Origin of the sequence: Streptacidiphilus carbonis (assembly GCF_000787775.1) — a bacterium.
Taxonomy (GTDB): Bacteria; Actinomycetota; Actinomycetes; order Streptomycetales; family Streptomycetaceae; genus Streptacidiphilus; species Streptacidiphilus carbonis.
On the sequence record NZ_BBPM01000029.1, the window covers coordinates 4304 to 22524 of the forward strand.

Genomic DNA, 18221 nt, shown 5'->3' on the forward strand with positions numbered 1-18221 from the left:
GTTGTGGGTGCTGCTCCATGTGGTGACGTCGGTGGGGTGGCTGGGGCTGGATTTCGGGCTGCTGGCGTTGGGGGTGACGGGGCGTTGGTTCACGCCCAGGGTCGGGCAGTTGGGGGTGTACCGGGCTATCGACCTGCTCGGGTACGCGGTGGTGCTGCCGGTGGCGGTGATCGCCGCGGCGTCCGGGGTGGTGCTGTCGCTGGGGACTTACTGGGGGCTGCTGCGGTACCGCTGGGTGGTGATCAAGCTGGTGCTGACGTCGGTCGCGCTGGTCGCGACGGCGTTCGCGCTGCTGCCGCAGATGGACCGGGCGGTGGCCAACTGCGTGGCCGGCGGCGGGCCGGGAGGGTCCGGCAACAGCCTGGTCGCGGCGCCGATTGTGGCGGGGGCGCTCTACACCACGGCGACTGCGCTCTCGGTCTACAAGCCGAGGGGAGCGCGGAAGCGCGGGTCTGTGTCATAGGTTCTGACCATGGATATGTTCGACAAGATCGACATTCGGACGACGGATCAGCGGCTGGCGGAGATCGAGGCCAAGCTCGACGCGATCATGGCGCACCTGGGGATCGGCGCCGGCGGCGCCCTGGCGGGGGCGGGGGCGCCGGTGGATGCGGCTCCGGTTGCGTACTCCGCGACCGATCCGCGGGGGATGCCCGAGGTGATGGCCCTTGTTCGGCAGGACAAGCTGATCCAGGCGATCAAGGCGTACCGGGAGACCACTCGCGTGGGGCTGCGGGAGGCGAAGGAGGCAGTGGACGAGGTGGCCCGGGAGGAGCGGGGAGGCGGGAGCCGCTGGGGGCGCTGACGGGCTTCCGTCTGTTCTCGGGTGCGGGCTGTAGGGGGCTTGTCGCGCAGTTCCCCGCGCCCCTGGGGGGCTGCAACTGACCCGCTGTGGGTAAGTTGCACTATCCAGGGGCGCGGGGAACTGCGCGACAAGCCAGGCACACGCCGCGGCCGAAATGCCTAGTCCGCCGTCGCGATCAGGGTCTCCAGCTTCACATCCGGGTTGCTGCGGACGAAGCTGTTCATCTGCCACTTGTCGCCGAACAGGGCCAGCAGCACGTCGTCCGAGCGGCGGGTCAGTGCCTCGCCGGTGACGAGGCGGCTGCGGCCCAGGACGGCCGCGCCCTCGGCGTCGGTGACGCGGGCGATGTTGTAGGGGAGGTAGTCCAGCGCGATGGGGGACGAGAACTCGTGCTCCATCCGGTGCAGCACGACGTCGAACTGCATGGGGCCGACGGCCGCCAGCACCGGGGCCTGGTCGCCGCGGCGGTCGGAGACCAGGACCTGCACCACGCCTTCCTCGTCCAGCTGCGAGATGCCCTTGCGGAACTGCTTGGAGCGGCTGATGTCCTTGGGGCGGGCCACCGCGAAGTGCTCCGGGGCGAACGCCGGCAGCGGCGGGAACTCGGCCTTCCTGCCGGTGTAGAGGGTGTCGCCGACGCGCAGCGCCGTCGCGTTGATCAGGCCGACCACGTCGCCCGGGTAGGAGGTGTCGACGACGGTGCGCTCCGCGCCGAAGACGGTGTGGGCGTACTTGGTGGCGAAGGAGCGGCCGCTGGCGGCGCGGGTGACCGACATGCCGCGCTCGAAGACGCCGGAGCAGACCCGGACGAAGGCGATGCGGTCGCGGTGGGCCGGGTCCATGTTCGCCTGGATCTTGAAGACCAGGCCGGAGAAGTCGGACTCCACCGGACGGGTGCCGGTGGTCGCCAGCGGGCGCGGGCCGGGGGCCGGGGCCAGGTCGACCACTGCGTCCAGGAGCAGGCCGACACCGATGTTGGTGAGGGCGGCGCCGAAGAAGACCGGGGTGATGTGACCCGCCCGGAAGGCCTCCTCGTCCCAGCCGGGGCCCGACGAGAGCACCAGCTCCATCTCCTCCAGGGCGGTCTGCCAGAGCTCGCCCTCCTGCTCCGCGGCCTGATCGGCCGTCAGCTTCTCCTCCTCGGCCTTGTGGGTGCCGCCGGGGACGCGGGTGAAGCGGCGCATCTGCTCGGGGTTGCCCGCCTCGACCAGTCCGCGCAGGTTGCCGGCGTTGCCGACCGGCCAGACCACCGGGACCGGGGTGATGTCCAGGATGTTCTGGATGTCGTCCAGCAGCTCCAGCGACTCGCGCCCGCGGCGGTCCCACTTGTTGATGAAGGTGATCACCGGGACGCCGCGGTGGCGGCAGACCGAGAACAGCTTGCGGGTCTGCTCCTCCAGGCCCTTGGCCGCGTCCACCAGCATGATGGCGCAGTCGACGGCGGAGAGGACGCGGTAGGTGTCCTCGGAGAAGTCGGCGTGGCCGGGGGTGTCGACCAGGTTCATCACATGGTCGCGGTGGCCGAACTGGAGCGCGGCGGAGGTGACCGAGATCCCGCGCTCCTTCTCCAGTTCCATCCAGTCGGAGGTGACGCCCTTGCGTCCGCTCTTGCCGTGGACGGCGCCGGCGGAGGTGATCGCCTGCGCGTGCAGGGCGAGGGCCTCCGTCAGGGTGGACTTACCGGCGTCGGGGTGGCTGATCACGGCGAAGGTTCGCCGCCGCGAGGCTTCCTGGAGGACCTGGGTCGCGCTGGCGGGCTGATCGGAGCTCACGGTGATTTCCTCGGTCCTCGGGCATGCGGGGGAACAAACCACCTTAACGAGGAACCAGCCCCGGCGTCGAACCACGCAGGGCACGGGGAACTGCTCTGCCAGCCCTCTATGGAGGTGCATGGTTGGCCGCGCAGTTCCCCGCGCCCCTGGGTCGTGCCTGGCTGGTGTCTGCTCAGAAGATCACCAAGGAGCGCCCGCCGCGTCCCGCGGACATGCGGGCGAAGGCCTCGGGGATCTCGTCGAGGGTGATCCGGTCGGTGATCAGGGCGTCCAGGTCGAGCCGTCCGGCGCGGACGTGCTCGGCGAGGACCGGGATGTCCTTGACCGGGTCGCTGTTGCCGTAGACGCAGGCGGTGAGGGTGCGGGCGAAGTGGAAGACCTCCAGGGCCGAGAAGGAGACCATGTCGTCCTTGCCGCCGATGCCGACCACCGTCGTGCGCCCGCCCTTGCGGGTGGAGGACCAGGCCGCGCGGATGGTCGTGCTGCGGCCCACGCACTCGAAGGCGTGGTCCGCGCCGTTGCCCCCGGTGAGCCTGCGGACGGCCTTGGGCGTCTGCTCGTCGGCGAGCAGGAACTCGGTGGCGCCGTGCCGCCGGGCCAGCTCCTCCTTCTCGGGGGTGACGTCCACCGCGATGATCGGGGACGCGCCCGCGATCCTGGCCGCCTGCAGGACGGCCAGGCCGACCCCGCCCAGGCCGAAGACGACCACGGACTCGCCGGCCCGCACCCGGGCCGAGTTGTGGACCGCGCCGTAGCCGGTGAGCACGGCGCAGCCGAGCAGTGCCGCCGAGGCCAGCGGGACGCCCTCGGGCAGCGGGATGATCGCGTTCTCGTTGACGATCGTCTCCTCGGCGAAGGCGGCGACGCCCAGGCCGGGGTAGAGGCCGGTGCCGTCCGGCAGCGCGGCGTAGGTCTCCACCGAGGCGGCGTACTGGTTCTCGCAGAGCCAGGGCTCGCCGATCGCGCAGAGGTGGCAGTGGCCGCAGGCAGGGGCCCAGTTGAGGACGACCGGGTCGCCGGGGCGGACCGAGGCCACGCCCTCGCCGACGGAGACCACGGTGCCCGCGCCCTCGTGGCCGAGGACCACCGGGGTCTTGGCCCGGAGCACGCCGTTGGCCAGCGAGAGGTCGGAGTGGCAGACGCCGGCGGCGGCCAGCTTGACCCGGACCTTGCCGGGGCCGGGCTCGGGAAGGGCGATCCCGATGATGTCGAGCGGGGCTCCCACGGAGGAGAGCAGGGCGGCGCGGACCATGACTCGTGCCTTTCTCAGTACTCAGGGGGCCGGAACGCAGGGGGCCGGGTTCAGAACTGCAGGGACTTGGGCTGGAGGAACTCCTCCAGGCCGTGGCGTCCCAGCTCGCGGCCGACGCCGGAGTGCTTGTAGCCGCCGAAGGGGGCGAGCGGGTTGAAGCGTCCGCCGTTGATGTCGATCTGGCCGGTGTCCATGCCGCGGGCGAAGGCCACGGCGGTCTCGTTGTCGGCGGCCCAGACGCCGCCCGCCAGGCCGTAGGCGGTGCCGTTGGCGATCTCCAGGGCGTGGGCCTCGTCCCGGTAGGACAGGATCGACAGCACCGGGCCGAAGATCTCCTCCTGGGCGACGGTGGCGTCCGGGGCGACGTCGGCGAGGACCGTCGGGCGGACGTAGAAGCCCGTCGCCAGGCCCTCGGGGGCCTCCGGGCCGCCCGCGACCACCCGGGCGCCCTCGGCGACCGCGGTCTCGATGTAGCCGCGGACCCGGTCCCGCTGCTTGGCGTTGACCACCGGGCCGAGGCGGGTGTCGGGGGAGGCCGGGTCACCGGGGACGTACTTCGCGGCGGCCTTGGCTGCGATCGCGACGGCTTCCTCGTACTGGTCCTGGTGCACCAGCAGCCGGGTCCAGGCGGTGCAGGTCTGGCCGGAGTTGGCGAAGACGTTGCCGACGTTGACATTGACGGCGCGGGCCAGGTCGGCGCCGGGCAGGACCACGTTGGCGGACTTGCCGCCGAGCTCCAGGGCGACACGCTTGATGCCGCCGCCCGCGGTCTCGGCGATCTTCGCGCCGACGGCGGTGGAGCCCGTGAAGGAGACCAGGTCGACCTCCGGGTGGGCGGCCAGGGCCGCGCCCGCGACCGCGCCGACGCCGGTGACCAGGTTGAACACCCCGGCAGGGAAGCCGGCCTCGTGCACGATCCGGGCGAACAGCCGGGCCACCAGCGGGGTGTCCTCGGCGGGCTTCAGCACGACGGTGCAGCCTGCCGCCAGAGCTGGGACGACCTTGGCGACGACCTGGTGCAGCGGGTAGTTCCACGGCGTGATGGCGGCGACCACGCCGGCCGGCTCGGCGTAGACGGTGGAGTTGCCGACCTGCTCGGTGAACTCGTATCCGGCCAGGATGTCGAGGTAGCTGCCGGCGACGCCCAGCGGGAGCGCGGCCTGGACGGCGGTGGCGAAGCCGATGGGCGAGCCGAGTTCGGCGACCACGGTCTCGGCGATCTCCTGCTGGCGGGCCGCGAGGCCGTCGCGCAGCCGGGTCAGGTGCGCCAGGCGCTCGGTCGGGCTGGTCGCGCCCCAGCTGCGGGCCGCCGCGCGGGCGGCGCGCACGGCGGCGTCCACGTCCTCGGCGGTCCCGGCCGGGACGGATGCGATGACCTCCTCCGTCGCCGGGTTCAGTACGGGGATGGTGTCCGCCCCGAGGGACGCGACCCACTCGCCGCCGATGTACTGATCTCCATGCTGCTGCACCAGGTGGTCCTTCCGTCACGGCTGCCGTCGTTAACTAGCAATGCTAATTAATCGCTGCGGGCGGCTCCGACGCAAGTGCCGAGGCGCGTGCCGCCCGTCACCGTCGGCACGCGCCGTCAGGACGGTCGGGACAGTCATGACGGGAAGGGCGCCTCCCGCTGCCGTAGCTCCTCCGCTCTGGCCCCGGCCAGCTCCATTCGCACGGTGCAGCCGGTCGCCGACGCCCTGACCTCCACGCTCTCGCAGATCTGCCGGGCCAGCCAGAGCCCCTCGCCGGGCCGGGGGCCGTCCGGGCGGGGGAGGCGGTAGCCGAGGGTGGGATCGTCCAGGACGCTGTCGGCGGGGCGCGGGCCGGGCTGGGTCAGCTCCACGGAGACGGTCCGTGCGCCGGACCAGATCGCGACGGTCGCCGTGGAGCCGGAGGGCTCCGGGGCCTCCGGGGTTCCTGGGGCTTCCCCCGGAGTCTCCCGGGCCTCCGGGGATTCCGGAACGTCCGGGATCCCCGCCTCCGCATCTGCCTCCGCCTCCGCGGCGGCGTGGCCCAGCAGTCGGGCGACCTCCGCCACAGCCAGCACCAGCAGTTCGGCGCGCTCCCGCTCCAGGCCCAGCTTCATCGCGTGGTCGGCGACGAAGCCGCGCAGCCGGGCGCTGCCGGAGGCAGGCGAGCTCCAGCACAGCCGGGCGGCGCGGGTGGGCGGCGGGTCCAGCGGTGCGGCGGCCGGGCTCTGGGCGCGGAAGTGGACCGGCTCCAGGTAGTCGTCGGAGGCCGAGATCCTGGTGCCGTCGATCCGCTGCGGGTGGGTGCGCAGTGCGTCGGCCAGTACGTCGGGGCCGGCGATCCGGGAGTCGTAGGGGCAGATCATCCAGATGTCGGTGTCCGTCAGCAGCGCGTTGAGCTGGGACTCCATCTGCTTCCACGCTGCGGCCTCGGCCCGGGAGCGGCCGGCCCACACCGGTTCGGCGATGATCCGGACGTGACGGCGCCGCGCAGCGCCGTTCGCACGGCTGGTGCCGCCGCCGTCGGGGGCGCTGCTGTGGCGCCAGTAGCGCTCGAACGCGGCCACGCGCTGGGGCGGGCGTCGGCCGAAGTACGCCGTCTCGGCGAAGTCGAGGCGGTCGGCCTGCTCGCCCAGGGCCTCGGTCAGCAGCTCCAGATTGGCGGAGGTGGTGGCGGCCAGCACCGGTTCGCCGAGTCGGAAGCCCTCCTCGACGAAGGGCAGCGCCATCGCCAGGAACTCCTCGTCGGAGCCGTAGACACAGACCTGGTGCCGGAAGTCCGGGGCGGTGGAGCGGAAGCTGTCCAGGGTGTCCCAGCCGGCCATCCTGATGACCCGTCGGACGTGGGCGGCCGGACGTTCCAGGTGCAGTGAGCGGCCGTCGCTGAGGTCCTGCCTGGTGGCCATCAGCAGCCGCAGGCCCTCCAGGTCGATGAAGTCCAGACCTGACATGTCGACATGGAGATCCTGATCGGTCTCGGCTCCGTCAGCCAGGGCCGCCTTCAGCGCCTGGGCCAGCGGGGAGTGGCCGGTGTCGCCGACCGCACCGCTCAGCCCCAGCCCCGGAGTCGCCCCGTGGCGGCGCAGGATGACCAGTTCGCCGTCCTCGAACTGCGCGTTCTCGGCGGCCCTGCCGTTGTGGGCCGCGTCCACCTCCGCCATGTCCGCGGCGGCGAAGGCGCGGTGGTCGTACTGACAGAGCGCCAGCACCTTGCCGCCGACGGCCAGCGGGGAGACCGCCTGCTCGTAGGCGACGATCTGGGCCATGGTGATCCCGTGCCGGGGCACCCAGCCGGTCTCGCCGGTGACCCGGAGCAGCCGGTAGCCCTCGACGCCGCTCTGCTCGATCAGCGCGTCCATCATGGCGACGGTGCGGTCGATGTCGAAGTAGCCGTCGATCATGTAGACCAGGTCGGCCGGGATGATCATCAGCTGACCGGTGGCGGTCAACCCGTCCACGTCGATGCCGGCGCCGGAGAGCGTCTCCCGCACCCGCGCCAGGGCGGGGCCGTCGTCCTCGGCGATGTAGATGACCTTGTCGTGCCACTGCACCCCGTCGCGGACGAACGCCGCGGTGACCGCGGCGCGTTCGCGTTCGTCGCCGAAGACGAAGCAGAGGTGGTCGTTGGGCCGCACCGCGCCGACGGGCACGGGCGGCTGCTGGACGGTGGCCATCAGGCCTCCTCCTGCCGGCGGCATCCGAATGCCGCGGATGGCCCAAATCTAGGGCGGACCGGTAGATCAGGTCAGCAGCTTGGCCGAATTCGATGGCTGCTCCGGGCGAATCCGGTCCGCCGCGAACCCATAGACTCACCCAATGCGATCGGATGCACACCCCGCTGCCAAGAGTGCCACCGGCGCGCCCGCGGACGTGCCCGCGCCCAAGGCCAAGCGGGTGCCGCGGGCCCAGCGCGAGCAGCAGATGCTGGACGCCGCCGTGCGGGTGTTCTCGCGCTCCGGCTACCACGCGGCCTCGATGGACGAGATCGCCGAGGAATGCCAGGTCTCCAAGCCGATGCTCTACCTCTACCTGGGGTCCAAGGAGGAGCTCTTCGCCGCGTGTATCCGGCGCGAGGCGGACCGGCTGATCGAGGCCGTCGGCCAGGCGGCCGAACCGGGTCTGGAGGCGGGGGAGCAGCTGCGGCGCGGGCTCACCGCGTTCTTCGCCTTCGTCGCCGAGCACCGTGAGAGCTGGATCGTGCTCTACCAGCAGGCCAGGGCGCAGGGCGAGCCGGTGGTGGAGGAGGTCGCCGCGTGCCGCCGCCAGGTCACCGCAGCGGTCACCGCGCTGGTCCGCAGGGCGGCGCTGGACTCCGTCCCCGCGCCGCGCGCGGGCGAGCGCCCGGACCGCGGCGAGGCCGCCGCCGTCGCCCAGGCCATCGTCGGCGCCGCCGACGCCCTGGCCGGCTGGGTCCTGGACACCGGGCCGGAGCCGCCGGAGGAGACCGCCCGCCGGCTGATGTCGGTGATCTGGATCGGCCTGGAACCCCGCCTGCACGGTGCCCGCTACCGCTCCTCGGGGGAGTGAGACGGGAGTTCACGCGCCGGGCTCACCAGCCGAGCGCTCACCAGCCCAGCGCCGCCATCGCGGCGTTGTGGCCCGGGATGCCGCTGACGCCGCCGCCGCGGACCGCGCCGGCGCCGCAGAGCAGGATGTTGGGGTGGGCGGTCGCGACGCCCCAGCGGCCGGGGGCCGCGTCCGGGTCGGCGTCGTCCTCGGTGAAGGGGAAGGCCAGATCGCGGTGGAAGATGTTGCCGCCGGGCAGGCCGAGGTCGCGCTCCAGGTCGAGCGGGCTGCGTGCCTCCAGGCAGGGCCTGCCGTCGGCGTCCACGGCCAGGCAGTCGGCCAGCGGTTCGTCGAGTACGGCGTCGAGTCGGGCGAGCACGGCGCTGAGCGCCGCCTCGCGGACGGCGTCGTGGTCGGGGCCGGCGAACAGCCGGGCCGGCAGGTGCAGTCCGAACAGGGTCAGCGTCTGGTACCCCTGTGCGCGCAGGTCCGGGCCGAGGATGGACGGGTCGGTCAGCGAGTGGCAGTACAGCTCGGAGGGCGCCGCCGACGGCACCGCGCCCGCCTCGGCCTCACGGTGGGCCTCGGCCAACTGCCGGTAGGACTCCGCGACATGGAAGGTGCCGGCGAAGGCGGCGCCTGGATCCACGTCCCGGTCGCGGAGTCGGGGGAGTCGTCGCAGCAGCATGTTGACCTTCAGCTGTGAGCCCTCTGGATCGGGCCCGGACGGCGATTCGTCCAGCAGCCGTTCCAACTCGCGCGGCGCGGCGTTGCACAGCACCTGGTCCGCGTCGATCCGCCACTCCTCGCCGCCGCAGCCGAACACCACCTCGGCCGCGGTGCCATCGGTGCGGACCGCGATCACCTCACAGCCCGTCAGCAGTTCGGCCCCGGCCCGGCGGGCGGCCGACGCCAGCGCGTCGGTGACCGCGCCCATCCCGCCGACCGGGACGTCCCAGTCGCCGGTGCCGTTGCCGATCACGTGGTAGAGGAAGCAGCGGTTCTGCCGCAGCGAGGGGTCGTGGGCGTGGGTGAAGGTGCCGATCAGGGCGTCGGTGAGGACCACCCCGCGGACCAGGTCGTCGGCGAAGGACGACTCGACCGCCTCCCCGAGCGGCCGCTCGAACAGCGACTCCCAGGCGTGGTCGTCGCTGATCCGCTTGCGCAGCTCGGACCGGGTCGGCAGCGGCCCGGTCAGGGTCGGGAACACCGCCCTGGCGACCCGTCCGGTCCGTCCGTAGAACTCCTGCCAGGCCTCGAACTCCCGCCCGGAGCCGGTGAGTCGGCGGAACCCCTCGGCGGTGGCCCCGCGGTCGCCGTTGTCGACGAGGAGACCTGTCGACCGCCCGTCCCGCTGCACCGGCGTGTACGAGGAGAACCTGCGCCGCCGCAGCTCCACGTCCAGGCCCAGATCGGCGCGGATCCGCTCGGGCATCAGGCTGACCAGATAGGAGTAGCGCGACAGCCGGGCGTCCACCCCGGTGAAGGCCTGCTCCGAGACGGCCGCGCCGCCGGTGTGCCCCAGCCGCTCCAGCAGCAGCACGCTCCGTCCGGCCCGGGCCAGATAGGCCGCCGCGACCAGACCGTTGTGGCCGCCGCCGACCACCACCACGTCGTACCGGCGGTGCTGCGGACGCGGGACCGCGGAAGGGGAATCGTCCATTCGCACTTCCTACCAGGCTGCCGAACCCCCGGCCAGACCTCTGCGCACGGCCGGACGCACGGCCGGGCGGGCGTCCGGTTGCGCGGCCGGTCGGCGGTGCCGCGAGGCGGTCACCCGTTCGGGCCGTAGCGGGTCGCCGCCCGGCGGGGCGCGTGTGAGCGTGGGGGAATCCGAGAACAGCAAGCTCTTCCGGAGGATCTGACGTGCTCACGAACACCCGCCTACGCACCCGCAGCGCGCTCGTGGCGGTGACGCTGGCCGCGTCGCTGCTGGTGCTGCCCGCCTGTTCCAGCAGCAGCAAGAATGCCGGCAGCACCGTCACCGGGGTCGGCGTCGCGGCCGGGGCGACGCCCACCGGCAGCGCCGACCGGGTCAAGTTGGCCAAGACCAAGTTCGTGGCCAACGCGAGCCTGGCGGCCGGAGCCGCGTACCAGTGGCTCTACAAGCCGTTCAAGGCGGGGACCTTCAAGAAGGGCGCCAACGGCCGGACGTTCGCCCTGGTCAAGGGCGGCCTGGCGGGCGCCTTCACCTACAACCGGCTGAAGGCCGCGCTCAACGACGCCAAGGGCGACCCCACCCTGTCCAAGGCGACGGACGCGCTGTCGTCCGCGGTCGACAGCATCAAGGGCCTGCCGAGCAAGATCAAGGGCGGCAACGCCACCGACGCCGACTTCAACCAGGTCCAGAGCGTCGTCGACGGGGTGAAGAAGGCCGGCTCGCAGAACGGCCTCAACGTCACCGACAAGGTTCCCTCGAGCAGCCAGCTCACCCAGATGGTGACGAGCTGACGTCCTCCGCGTCCGCCGCGCCGGCCTCGGCCCGCGCGAAGGCGTAGCGCCACTGCCGGCGCCCGTCCGCCGTGCGGTACGGCTCCCGGACGTAGACCAGCGTCTGGGCCGTTCCGCCGTCGCGGGCGGGCACTGTGGTGCGGTGCTCCGGCGGCACCCGCTCGGCCAGGTTGACCGGGACCGCCGAGACCCTGCCGTCCAGCGGCCCTCCCACGAACTGGACCCGGGCTCGGCGCATGGAGCACAGCTTCCCACTTCCGGCCCTTGGCACACACCACCCCCGTCGCACCCGTATCCTGCTCTGTACACATTCCGGTAACCCTGGAGTGCGTACGGTGGCGAGAGGGGCTCGATGGAATCCGCGGGCAGGCGATCCAACTGGTGGCGCAGGCGCTCGGTGCTGGGCGCGCGCGAAACCGCTCCGCTGGGCGCCGCGGAGGCTGCGGCCCGTCTGGAATCCCGCCTGGAACAGCTGCTGCGCGCCGTCCGCGCCGGCTTCCCGGTCGCCCCGGCCGCGCACGCCGTCGACTACCGCTGCTCCTGCGGGCGGGTCGGCTGTCCGGCCCCCGCCCAGCACCCGCTCTCCTTCGCCTGGCAGTCGCAGGCCTCCAGCGACATCGAACAGGTCACCCGCTGGCTGTCCCGCGACCCGGACGCCAACGCCGTCACCGCGACCGGCCGCAGCCACGACGTCCTGGACGTGCCTGCGGAGGCCGGGCGGCTGGCACTGGAGCAGATGGACAGCCTGGGCGTGGCGGTCGGCCCGGTCGCCGCGATCGGCGAGGACCGCTACCTCTTCTTCACCGCCAGCCGCTCCGTGCTGGACGAGGACGAGTGGTGGACCTCCGAGCTGGACACCAGCCCCGAGGACGTCTCCGAACACCCCGGCCTGCGGTGGCACACCCGCGGCAGCTACGTCCTGCTCCCGCCGTCCCGTCTAGCCGACGGCTCGACCGTGAGCTGGGTCCGGGACCCGGACCGCCCCCTGCCGGACCCGCTGCGGGTGCTGGACGTCCTCACGGACGCGTGCACGGCGGTCGGCGCCGTCGCCGTGGGAGAACACTGGCTCATCGGTTAGCTGCGGACCGTGCCTGGTTGGCCGCGCAGTTCCCCGCGCCCCTATGGGGCTGCAACTGACCCGCTGAGGGCGAGTTGCACCCCTCGGGGGCGCGGGGAACTGCGCGACCAGCCAGGCACGGTCCGCACCCGAAAGCAGAGCAGAACCCCCGCTCACGGCAGGGTCAGCACCTCGCTGCCGCTCTCCGTCACTACCAGCGTGTGCTCGAACTGCGCGGTGCGCCTGCGGTCCTTGGTGACCACGGTCCAGCCGTCCGCCCACATGTCGTGCTGGTAGGTGCCCAGGGTGAGCATGGGCTCGATGGTGAAGGTCATCCCCGGCTGCATCACCGTGGTCGCGTACGGGCTGTCGTAGTGCGGCACGATCAGGCCGGAGTGGAAGGCGGTGTTGATCCCGTGCCCGGTGAAGTCCCGCACGACGCCGTAGTTGAAGCGCTTGGCGTAGGACTCGATGACCCGCCCGATGACATTGATCTGCCGGCCCGGCTTGACCGCGGCGATGCCGCGCCGGGTGGCCTCCCTGGTGCGCTCGACAAGGAGCTTTGACTCCTCGTCGACATTCCCGACCGGGTAGGTGGCGTTGAGGTCGCCGTGCACCCCGTGGATGAACGCGGTGACGTCCAGGTTGACGATGTCGCCGTCCTGGAGCACGGTCGAGTCCGGGATGCCGTGGCAGATCACCTCGTTGACCGAGGTGCAGATGGACTTGGGGAAGCCCCGGTAGCCCAGGTCCGAGGGGTAGGCGTCGTGGTCGCACATGTACTCGTGCGCGATCCGGTCCAACTCGTCGGTGGTCACCCCGGGTGCGATGGCCGCCGCCGCGGCGTCCATGGCCCTGGCCGCGATCCGGCCGGCGATCCGCATCTTCTCGATCGTCTCGGCGGACTGCACCTCGGGGCCGGTGTAGGGGGTGGGCCCCTTGCGGCCGACGTACTCGGGGCGCGGGATGTGCGCAGGGACGCTGCGGGTGGGCGACAGGGTGCCGGGAACGAGGGGAGCCATACCGCCAATCCTAGCGAGAGCGGCCCGGCCTCCTGATGCGTCCGGAGTGCGGCGCGACGGGGTGGGCAGGATGCTGATGGCGGACGAGCGGACCGAGGGGACGACCGAGGGGACGACCCGGGGGACGCCCCCGAGGAGAAGGAGAGAGATCATGGCTGACGGTGCGGACAAGGCCGAGGGCTGGTTCTACTGCCTCAAGCACAAAACCGTGGAGCAGGGGATGGTCTGCCCGGCGCGCAACCGGCTCGGGCCGTATGCGACCGAGGCAGAGGCCGCACGGGCGCTGGAGAAGGCCAAGGAGCGCAACGAGGAGTGGGACAACGATCCCCGCTGGCAGTGAGTGCGCCGGTCAACCCCCGGTGGTCCCCGGGTGATCCGGCGGTAAGGGGCTGGCATTACGGACATCGCGGACAGTCCTTGGCGTTGAGGTGCTGATCGTGCCAGGGTGGCCGTCGAGACCGGTGCGGGTACCCAGCTCCCGCCGCCGGTGACGGTACGGGCACGGCGGGGGCGCACGCGGGTGGCGGACAGGTCAGAGGCGGCACGGCGGCGGATCGCTGATTCCAGATCAGAGCCTGCCGACGCCCGCCCCGCAGACCCCCGCCCCGCAGACCCGCGTCTCGCGGACCCCCGTCCCGCGGACCCCCGTCCCGCAGACCCGCGTCTCCCGGACCCCCGTTCTGACTCCGACCGGGCCGGTGCCGCCCACCGCAGCGCCCGCGCCCCCCTGCTGCTGCTCGGCCTGGTCGTCGGCACCGCCGTGGCGGCCGTGTGCCTGCGCGCCGGGCGCTCCGCCGCGCTCGGCGGGGTGGGTGTGCTGCACGGCCTCTGGCTGCTGGTCGCTCTGGCGGTCTTCGCCGGCGGCTTGTACCTCGTCGCGAAGTACCAGGCCCGGCAGGGCGAGCGACCGATGGGGACGCCCCGCGAGGAGCGGCTGCAGAGCCTGACCACCGCGGCCCTCGGCATCATCGGCGTGGGCACCACCGCCGCGGTGGCCGTGCTCGGGATGACCCACACCGGTCCGCCGGACCTGCCGCCCGCACCGACCGCGATGCCGCCGACCGGCGCGGCCCCACCCCCCACCCCGATGCCCCTGCCCAGCATCGCACCGGCCGAGAAGCACGCCTCGCACCCCTTCCCGGTCGGCGAGGTGCTGCTGGTGCTGGTCGGCCTGCTGGTGATAGCGGCCGTGATCGTGCTGGTGCTCTTCGTCAGCCGCTGGCTGCAGGCGCGCCGAACACCTCCGCCGCCGCTCCGGTCGACGCTCCCGCTGGAGGACGACGACAGCGCCGCGCTCGGCGACGCGGTCAGGGCCGGGCGGCTGGCGCTGCGCGGCGAGGACGTCCGAGCCGCGGTGATCGCCTGCTACGCTGCGATGGAGGAGTCCCTGATCGCCGGCGGGGTGCGCCGCCATGCCGCCGACAGCCCCGCCGACCTGCTGCGCCGGGCCTCGGAGGCAGGACTGCTGAGCGGTTCCGCGCCGCACCGGCTGGCCGCGCTGTTCCGCGAGGCGCGCTACTCCACCCATCCGATGGCCGAGTCCGATCTGCTCCGGGCGCGCGCCGCGCTCGACGAGATAAGCGCCCGGCTGGCGGAGCACGCCGCCCGCCAGGAGGCCGAGGCCGCAGCCGCGGCGGCGGTCCTGGCCGAGCAGGCGGTTGCGGCCGGGGAAGCGGTTGTGACGATGTCGAAGGGGGCCCGGACCCGATGAGCCCGCGAGCCGTTCCGCGCCTCGGCGTCCTGCCGGAGTCCCTGCTCTGGCTCGGCGTCGCGGTGCTCTGCTCCGAGGTGGCGCTGGCCCTGGTCGGCGGACTGCCGGGGGCCGCGACGGGGGCGGGCGTCTTCGTCGTCGCCGGGCTGGTGGGCGTGCGCTACGTCCACGGCGCCCAGGCCATGGACAGCGACTACCGCCGCAAGGTCCACCTGGTCGGCAGCCGGGAGCCGACCCTGCGCTACTGGGACGCCGCGATCGAGGACGCCCGCGACTCCATGAGCGGCTACGAGCTGCACCTGCGCCCACTGCTGCAGCGGCTCTACGCGGTCCGCCTGGCCGAACGGCACGGGGTCTCCCTGGAGACCCAGCCGCGGCAGGCCGCCGCGATCATCGGCCCGGAGCTGTGGCCCTGGATCGACCCCTCCCGCCGCACCGACCGCCATCCGCTGGACGTCGGCCGGGCGGCGGCCGCGGGCGCCGCCCGCGGGGCGACCCGCGCCGCCCGCCGGGTCGATCCCCGGCTCGGACCCGAGCCGATCAGCGGAGCCGTCCTCACCGCCCTTGTCGAACGCCTGGAAAAGATGTGACGTGACGCCCGACCTGACACCGTCCACAGCCGAACCGTCCGTCCCGGACATGAGGAGCGCCGTGACCACCGTGAGCCAGCAGGACGCCCCGGTCCTGACGCCCCAACAGGCGGGCAGCCGCGCGCACGAGGTGCTGGCCGAGGTCGAGCGCGCCGTGGTCGGCAAGCGCCAGGCGCTGGAGCTGGTCATGCTCGGCGTGCTGGCCGGCGGGCACGTGCTGATCGAGGACCTGCCCGGACTCGGCAAGACCCTGCTGGCGCGGTCCTTCGCCACCGTGCTCGGCCTGGACTTCAGCCGGATCCAGTTCACCCCCGACCTGCTGCCCTCCGACGTCTCCGGCGCCCCGTTCTACGACCAGCGCACCGGTGAGATGGTGTTCCGCCCCGGCCCGGTCTTCACCAACCTGCTGCTCGCCGACGAGATCAACCGCACCCCGCCGAAGACCCAGGCGGCGCTGCTGGAGGCGATGGCCGAGGCCCAGGTCTCGGTGGACGGCACCACCCGCCGGCTGCCCTCGCCCTTCGTCGTCATCGCCACCGACAACCCGATCGAGTACGAGGGCACCTACACCCTGCCCGAGGCCCAGTTGGACCGCTTCCTGCTGCGGGTCAGGATGGGCTACCTGCCGGTCGCCGACGAGGCCGCGATGCTGCGGGCGCGGCTGGACCGGTCCGCCCCGGAGGCCGTGCTCAAGCCGCTGACCGACCCGTCCGAGGTGCTGGCGATGCGGGACAGCCTGGAGCGGGTCGAGATCGACGACGACCTGGTCGACTACATCGTGGCGCTCATCGACGCCACCCGTAAGCACGCCCAGATCCAGGTCGGCGCGTCGCCCCGGGGCGGGCTGGCCCTGGTGCAGCTGGCCCGGGCCCGGGCCGTGCTGGCCGGACGGGACTTCGTCACCCCGGAGGACGTCAAGTCGGTGGCGGTGCCCGCGCTGGCGCACCGGATCAGCCTCAAGCCCGAGCTGTGGGTGCGCCGGATCAGCGCCGACGACGTCATCGCGAGCGTGGCGGAGACCGTGCCCACACCGCGCACCACGCCGAGGACGGCCCCGCGCGCCGTCCCGCCGCAGGCATGACGGTGGGTCGGATGTCCGGGCGGCAGGACGGCGGGCAGGACCGCAGGCCGGAGCGCAGGTCGGTCCGGGCCGGTGCGGGCGGAGCCGGCCCCGTCGCGCCCCCGGCGCCGCTGCTCCCGCCGGAGGTGCGCCGCGCCCTCGGCGGCGAGGGGGTGCACCAGCCGAACTCGGAGCCGCCGAACCCCAGGCCGGAGGGCCCGCGCCCGTCCGAGCGGGCGCTGCGGCTGGCCACCGTCGCGGCGGCGGCCACGGCCGCCGCCGTGCTGACCGGGCAGCCCTGGCTGCTGGCGCTCGCCGTCGGACCCGCCTGCCTGCTGGTGCTGGCCGGCCTGGGCGGCCGTCCGGACCGGGCCTCGGCCACCGCCGAGGTGGCCTCGCGCCGCTACTTCGAGGGCGAGACCGTCACCGCGGTGGTCACCGTCCGCTTCGACGGCACGGTCGGCTGGATCGACCCGGGAGTGGCACCGGGCCCCGGCACCGAGCTGGTCTCGGTGGACGTGTCCGGACCCGCCGTCAAGCTGGGCTTCACCGCTGCCCGTTGGGGCCGCTGGTCGCTCGGGGTGGTCGACCTCGACCTCTACGACGCGGGCGGCCTGATGCGCAGCACGGTCCGGGTCGACCTCGGCGACATCGAGGTCTTCCCGGTCCCGGCGGACGGCACGCTCACCCCGATCCCGGTCCGGCTGCCCGACCGGCTGGGCGAGCACACCGCCCGCCAGTCCGGCGAGGGCATCGAGGTCATCGGCGTGCGGCCGCATGTCTGGGGCGAGCGCCAGCGCCGCATCCACTGGCCGTCCACCACCCGGCGCGGCTCCATCCAGATCAACCAGTTCGCGGCCGAGCGCACCGCCGACGCCGTGGTGCTGCTGGACGCCTTCAGCGACGTCGCCGACCCGGTGACCGGGGCCTCCAGCCTGGACGAGTCGCTGCGGGTCGCGGCCGGCCTGGTGCGCACCTATCTGCGCAGCCACGACCGGGTCGGCATCGTCTCGGTCGGCGGCAAACTGCACTGGCTGCAACCCGGCACCGGCGACGCCTACTTCTACCGCATCGTGCAGACCGTCCTGGACGTCCGCCGCGACCTCACCTTCCACACCCCGGACCTCAGCCGGCTCCCCCCGCCCGCGCTGCCGCACGGCGCGCTGGTCTACGCGGTGACGCCGCTCGCCGACAACCGGATCATGGACGTACTGGGCGGCCTGGCCGAGCGCGGCAACCCGATAGCGGTGGTCGAGATCCCGGTCGGCGACCCGCGGATCTCCGAGGAGGACGCGGTGGAGCGGCTCGCCCTGCGACTGTGGCGGCTGGACCGCGAGGCGGTGCGCTTCAGCCTGGTCGAGAAGGGCATCCCGGTCGTCCCCTGGCTGGGCGAGACCCTGGACCTGTCGCTCGCCCCGCTGCTGCGCAGCCGCCTCTCAGGGAGGGTCAGTTGACCACCACCGACGCCCCGGCGCCCAAACCCGCGCCCGCGCCCGCGCCCGCGCCCACCCTCGACCGGCCGATCCAGCTCCTCGGCTGCGCGCTGGCGCTGCTGGTCACCGACCCCACCGCATGGGCCGGCCGGCCCGCCCCCGACCTGGTCGTGCCGCTGGCCGCCCTGGTCCTGGCCTTCGTCGCGGCGGCCCCGCTGACGGCGCGTCCGGTGGCCGGCGGCCACCGCTGGTACGCCAGGCTGGCGCGGCACCGCAACACCGCCTTCGCGGTGATGTGCGTGGTCCTGGCCGCGACCGACCCGCCGCCGGGCTGGCTCGCCGCCGTTGACGCGGCGCTGCTGCTCACCTATCTGCTGGCGGTCGACGCCGTGGCAGCCGGTCCGCCCGGGCTCCGCCTGCTGCGCCGCCCGCTCACCCTGCTCGCAGCCTACGGCGCCACCGCGCTGGTCCTGGCCGCGGCCCTGCTCCCGACCACCGCCATGGGCCCGTCCTCCCGCCTCCTCGCCGCACTGGCCCTGGGCGCCGCGGCCGCGGCGGTCGCGGTCGCGATGACCGCCCGGGGCCGCCGCCGCTGA

Annotated in this window: 18 protein-coding genes; 11 read left to right on the forward strand and 7 right to left on the reverse strand. The window is 73.3% G+C overall.

Annotated elements, in window-relative coordinates:
• On the forward strand, nt 1-463 hold a 463-nt coding region (locus TR46_RS22115), incomplete at its 5' end, for a hypothetical protein (protein ID WP_042404038.1).
• A 9-nt stretch (nt 464-472) separates the two neighbouring features.
• Nucleotides 473-805 (forward strand): hypothetical protein, encoded by a 333-nt coding sequence (locus TR46_RS41265; protein WP_042404041.1) that lies wholly within the window; start codon nt 473-475, stop codon nt 803-805.
• Between the two features lie 158 nt (nt 806-963).
• Here the strand turns inward: TR46_RS41265 and TR46_RS22125 are convergent, their stop codons facing one another.
• The 4 genes from TR46_RS22125 to TR46_RS22140 all read right to left on the reverse strand — a co-directional run bounded on the left by TR46_RS22125 (nt 964) and on the right by TR46_RS22140 (nt 7469).
• Entirely contained in the window at nt 964-2577 is a 1614-nt protein-coding gene (locus TR46_RS22125; RefSeq protein ID WP_236655435.1) for a peptide chain release factor 3, read from the reverse strand.
• A gap of 172 nt (nt 2578-2749) precedes the next feature.
• A complete protein-coding gene (locus tag TR46_RS22130; RefSeq protein ID WP_042404044.1) occupies nt 2750-3829 on the reverse strand; it encodes a Zn-dependent alcohol dehydrogenase in 1080 nt (359 codons plus the stop codon).
• Nucleotides 3830-3879: 50 nt separating this feature from the next.
• Complete coding sequence (locus TR46_RS22135; RefSeq protein ID WP_042404047.1) at nt 3880-5298, reverse strand: aldehyde dehydrogenase family protein; 1419 nt, start codon at nt 5296-5298, stop codon at nt 3880-3882.
• Between the two features lie 134 nt (nt 5299-5432).
• Nucleotides 5433-7469, reverse strand: a complete 2037-nt coding sequence (locus TR46_RS22140; RefSeq protein ID WP_042404050.1) for an MEDS domain-containing protein — start codon at nt 7467-7469, stop codon at nt 5433-5435.
• 142 nt (nt 7470-7611) lie between these two features.
• On the opposite strand from TR46_RS22140, the gene TR46_RS22145 reads away from it, so the two are divergent.
• Nucleotides 7612-8322, forward strand: coding sequence for a TetR/AcrR family transcriptional regulator (locus TR46_RS22145; protein ID WP_201776436.1), 711 nt, complete (start codon nt 7612-7614; stop codon nt 8320-8322).
• Between the two features lie 37 nt (nt 8323-8359).
• Here TR46_RS22145 and TR46_RS22150 read toward each other — a convergent pair whose 3' ends face one another.
• Complete coding sequence (locus TR46_RS22150; RefSeq protein ID WP_042404055.1) at nt 8360-9964, reverse strand: phytoene desaturase family protein; 1605 nt, start codon at nt 9962-9964, stop codon at nt 8360-8362.
• A 203-nt stretch (nt 9965-10167) separates the two neighbouring features.
• Between TR46_RS22150 and TR46_RS22155 the strand changes: the two genes are divergently transcribed.
• A complete protein-coding gene (locus tag TR46_RS22155) occupies nt 10168-10752 on the forward strand; it encodes a hypothetical protein (RefSeq protein ID WP_042404058.1) in 585 nt (194 codons plus the stop codon).
• Here TR46_RS22155 and TR46_RS22160 read toward each other — a convergent pair.
• A complete protein-coding gene (locus TR46_RS22160; protein WP_042404061.1) occupies nt 10730-10990 on the reverse strand; it encodes a DUF8847 domain-containing protein in 261 nt (86 codons plus the stop codon). The genes TR46_RS22155 and TR46_RS22160 overlap by 23 nt on opposite strands.
• A gap of 114 nt (nt 10991-11104) precedes the next feature.
• Here TR46_RS22160 and TR46_RS22165 point away from each other — a divergent pair, with 114 nt between their 5' ends.
• Nucleotides 11105-11830 carry a bifunctional DNA primase/polymerase gene (locus TR46_RS22165; RefSeq protein ID WP_084718825.1) on the forward strand — a complete coding sequence of 242 codons (726 nt, stop codon included), beginning with the start codon at nt 11105-11107 and terminating at the stop codon, nt 11828-11830.
• A 152-nt stretch (nt 11831-11982) separates the two neighbouring features.
• On the opposite strand, the gene map is transcribed toward TR46_RS22165, so the two are convergent.
• Nucleotides 11983-12831: a type I methionyl aminopeptidase gene (gene map / locus TR46_RS22170; RefSeq protein WP_439654382.1), complete on the reverse strand. Its 849-nt coding sequence runs from the start codon at nt 12829-12831 to the stop codon at nt 11983-11985.
• 151 nt (nt 12832-12982) lie between these two features.
• Between map and TR46_RS22175 the strand changes: the two genes are divergently transcribed.
• The 6 genes from TR46_RS22175 to TR46_RS22200 all read left to right on the forward strand — a co-directional run bounded on the left by TR46_RS22175 (nt 12983) and on the right by TR46_RS22200 (nt 18221).
• Complete coding sequence (locus TR46_RS22175; RefSeq protein ID WP_042404064.1) at nt 12983-13171, forward strand: hypothetical protein; 189 nt, start codon at nt 12983-12985, stop codon at nt 13169-13171.
• Nucleotides 13172-13351: 180 nt separating this feature from the next.
• Nucleotides 13352-14542 carry a DUF4129 domain-containing protein gene (locus TR46_RS22180; RefSeq protein ID WP_152626607.1) on the forward strand — a complete coding sequence of 397 codons (1191 nt, stop codon included), beginning with the start codon at nt 13352-13354 and terminating at the stop codon, nt 14540-14542.
• Entirely contained in the window at nt 14539-15132 is a 594-nt protein-coding gene (locus TR46_RS22185; protein ID WP_052432999.1) for a hypothetical protein, read from the forward strand. The genes TR46_RS22180 and TR46_RS22185 overlap by 4 nt, the downstream gene beginning before the upstream one ends.
• 49 nt (nt 15133-15181) lie before the next feature.
• On the forward strand, nt 15182-16213 hold the full coding sequence (locus TR46_RS22190; protein WP_084718833.1) for an AAA family ATPase: 1032 nt from the start codon (nt 15182-15184) through the stop codon (nt 16211-16213).
• An 11-nt stretch (nt 16214-16224) separates the two neighbouring features.
• Nucleotides 16225-17646 carry a DUF58 domain-containing protein gene (locus tag TR46_RS22195; protein ID WP_084718826.1) on the forward strand — a complete coding sequence of 474 codons (1422 nt, stop codon included), beginning with the start codon at nt 16225-16227 and terminating at the stop codon, nt 17644-17646.
• The gene (locus tag TR46_RS22200; protein WP_052433000.1) at nt 17643-18221 is read left to right on the forward strand and encodes a hypothetical protein; all 579 of its coding nucleotides are present in this window, start codon (nt 17643-17645) and stop codon (nt 18219-18221) included. The genes TR46_RS22195 and TR46_RS22200 overlap by 4 nt, the downstream gene beginning before the upstream one ends.

Bases quoted from the DNA above. Each gene is read 5' to 3' on its own strand.
- TR46_RS22185 (WP_052432999.1), top strand. From the start codon at position 14,539: ATGAGCCCGCGAGCCGTTCCGCGCCTCGGCGTCCTGCCGGAGTCCCTG.
- TR46_RS22160 (WP_042404061.1), bottom strand. From the start codon at position 10,990: ATGCGCCGAGCCCGGGTCCAGTTCGTGGGAGGGCCGCTGGACGGCAGG.
- TR46_RS22130 (WP_042404044.1), bottom strand. From the start codon at position 3,829: ATGGTCCGCGCCGCCCTGCTCTCCTCCGTGGGAGCCCCGCTCGACATC.
- map (WP_439654382.1), bottom strand. From the start codon at position 12,831: ATGGCTCCCCTCGTTCCCGGCACCCTGTCGCCCACCCGCAGCGTCCCT.
- TR46_RS41265 (WP_042404041.1), top strand. From the start codon at position 473: ATGGATATGTTCGACAAGATCGACATTCGGACGACGGATCAGCGGCTG.
- TR46_RS22150 (WP_042404055.1), bottom strand. From the start codon at position 9,964: ATGGACGATTCCCCTTCCGCGGTCCCGCGTCCGCAGCACCGCCGGTAC.
- TR46_RS22190 (WP_084718833.1), top strand. From the start codon at position 15,182: ATGAGGAGCGCCGTGACCACCGTGAGCCAGCAGGACGCCCCGGTCCTG.
- TR46_RS22140 (WP_042404050.1), bottom strand. From the start codon at position 7,469: ATGGCCACCGTCCAGCAGCCGCCCGTGCCCGTCGGCGCGGTGCGGCCC.
- TR46_RS22165 (WP_084718825.1), top strand. From the start codon at position 11,105: ATGGAATCCGCGGGCAGGCGATCCAACTGGTGGCGCAGGCGCTCGGTG.
- TR46_RS22145 (WP_201776436.1), top strand. From the start codon at position 7,612: ATGCGATCGGATGCACACCCCGCTGCCAAGAGTGCCACCGGCGCGCCC.
- TR46_RS22195 (WP_084718826.1), top strand. From the start codon at position 16,225: ATGTCCGGGCGGCAGGACGGCGGGCAGGACCGCAGGCCGGAGCGCAGG.
- TR46_RS22175 (WP_042404064.1), top strand. From the start codon at position 12,983: ATGGCTGACGGTGCGGACAAGGCCGAGGGCTGGTTCTACTGCCTCAAG.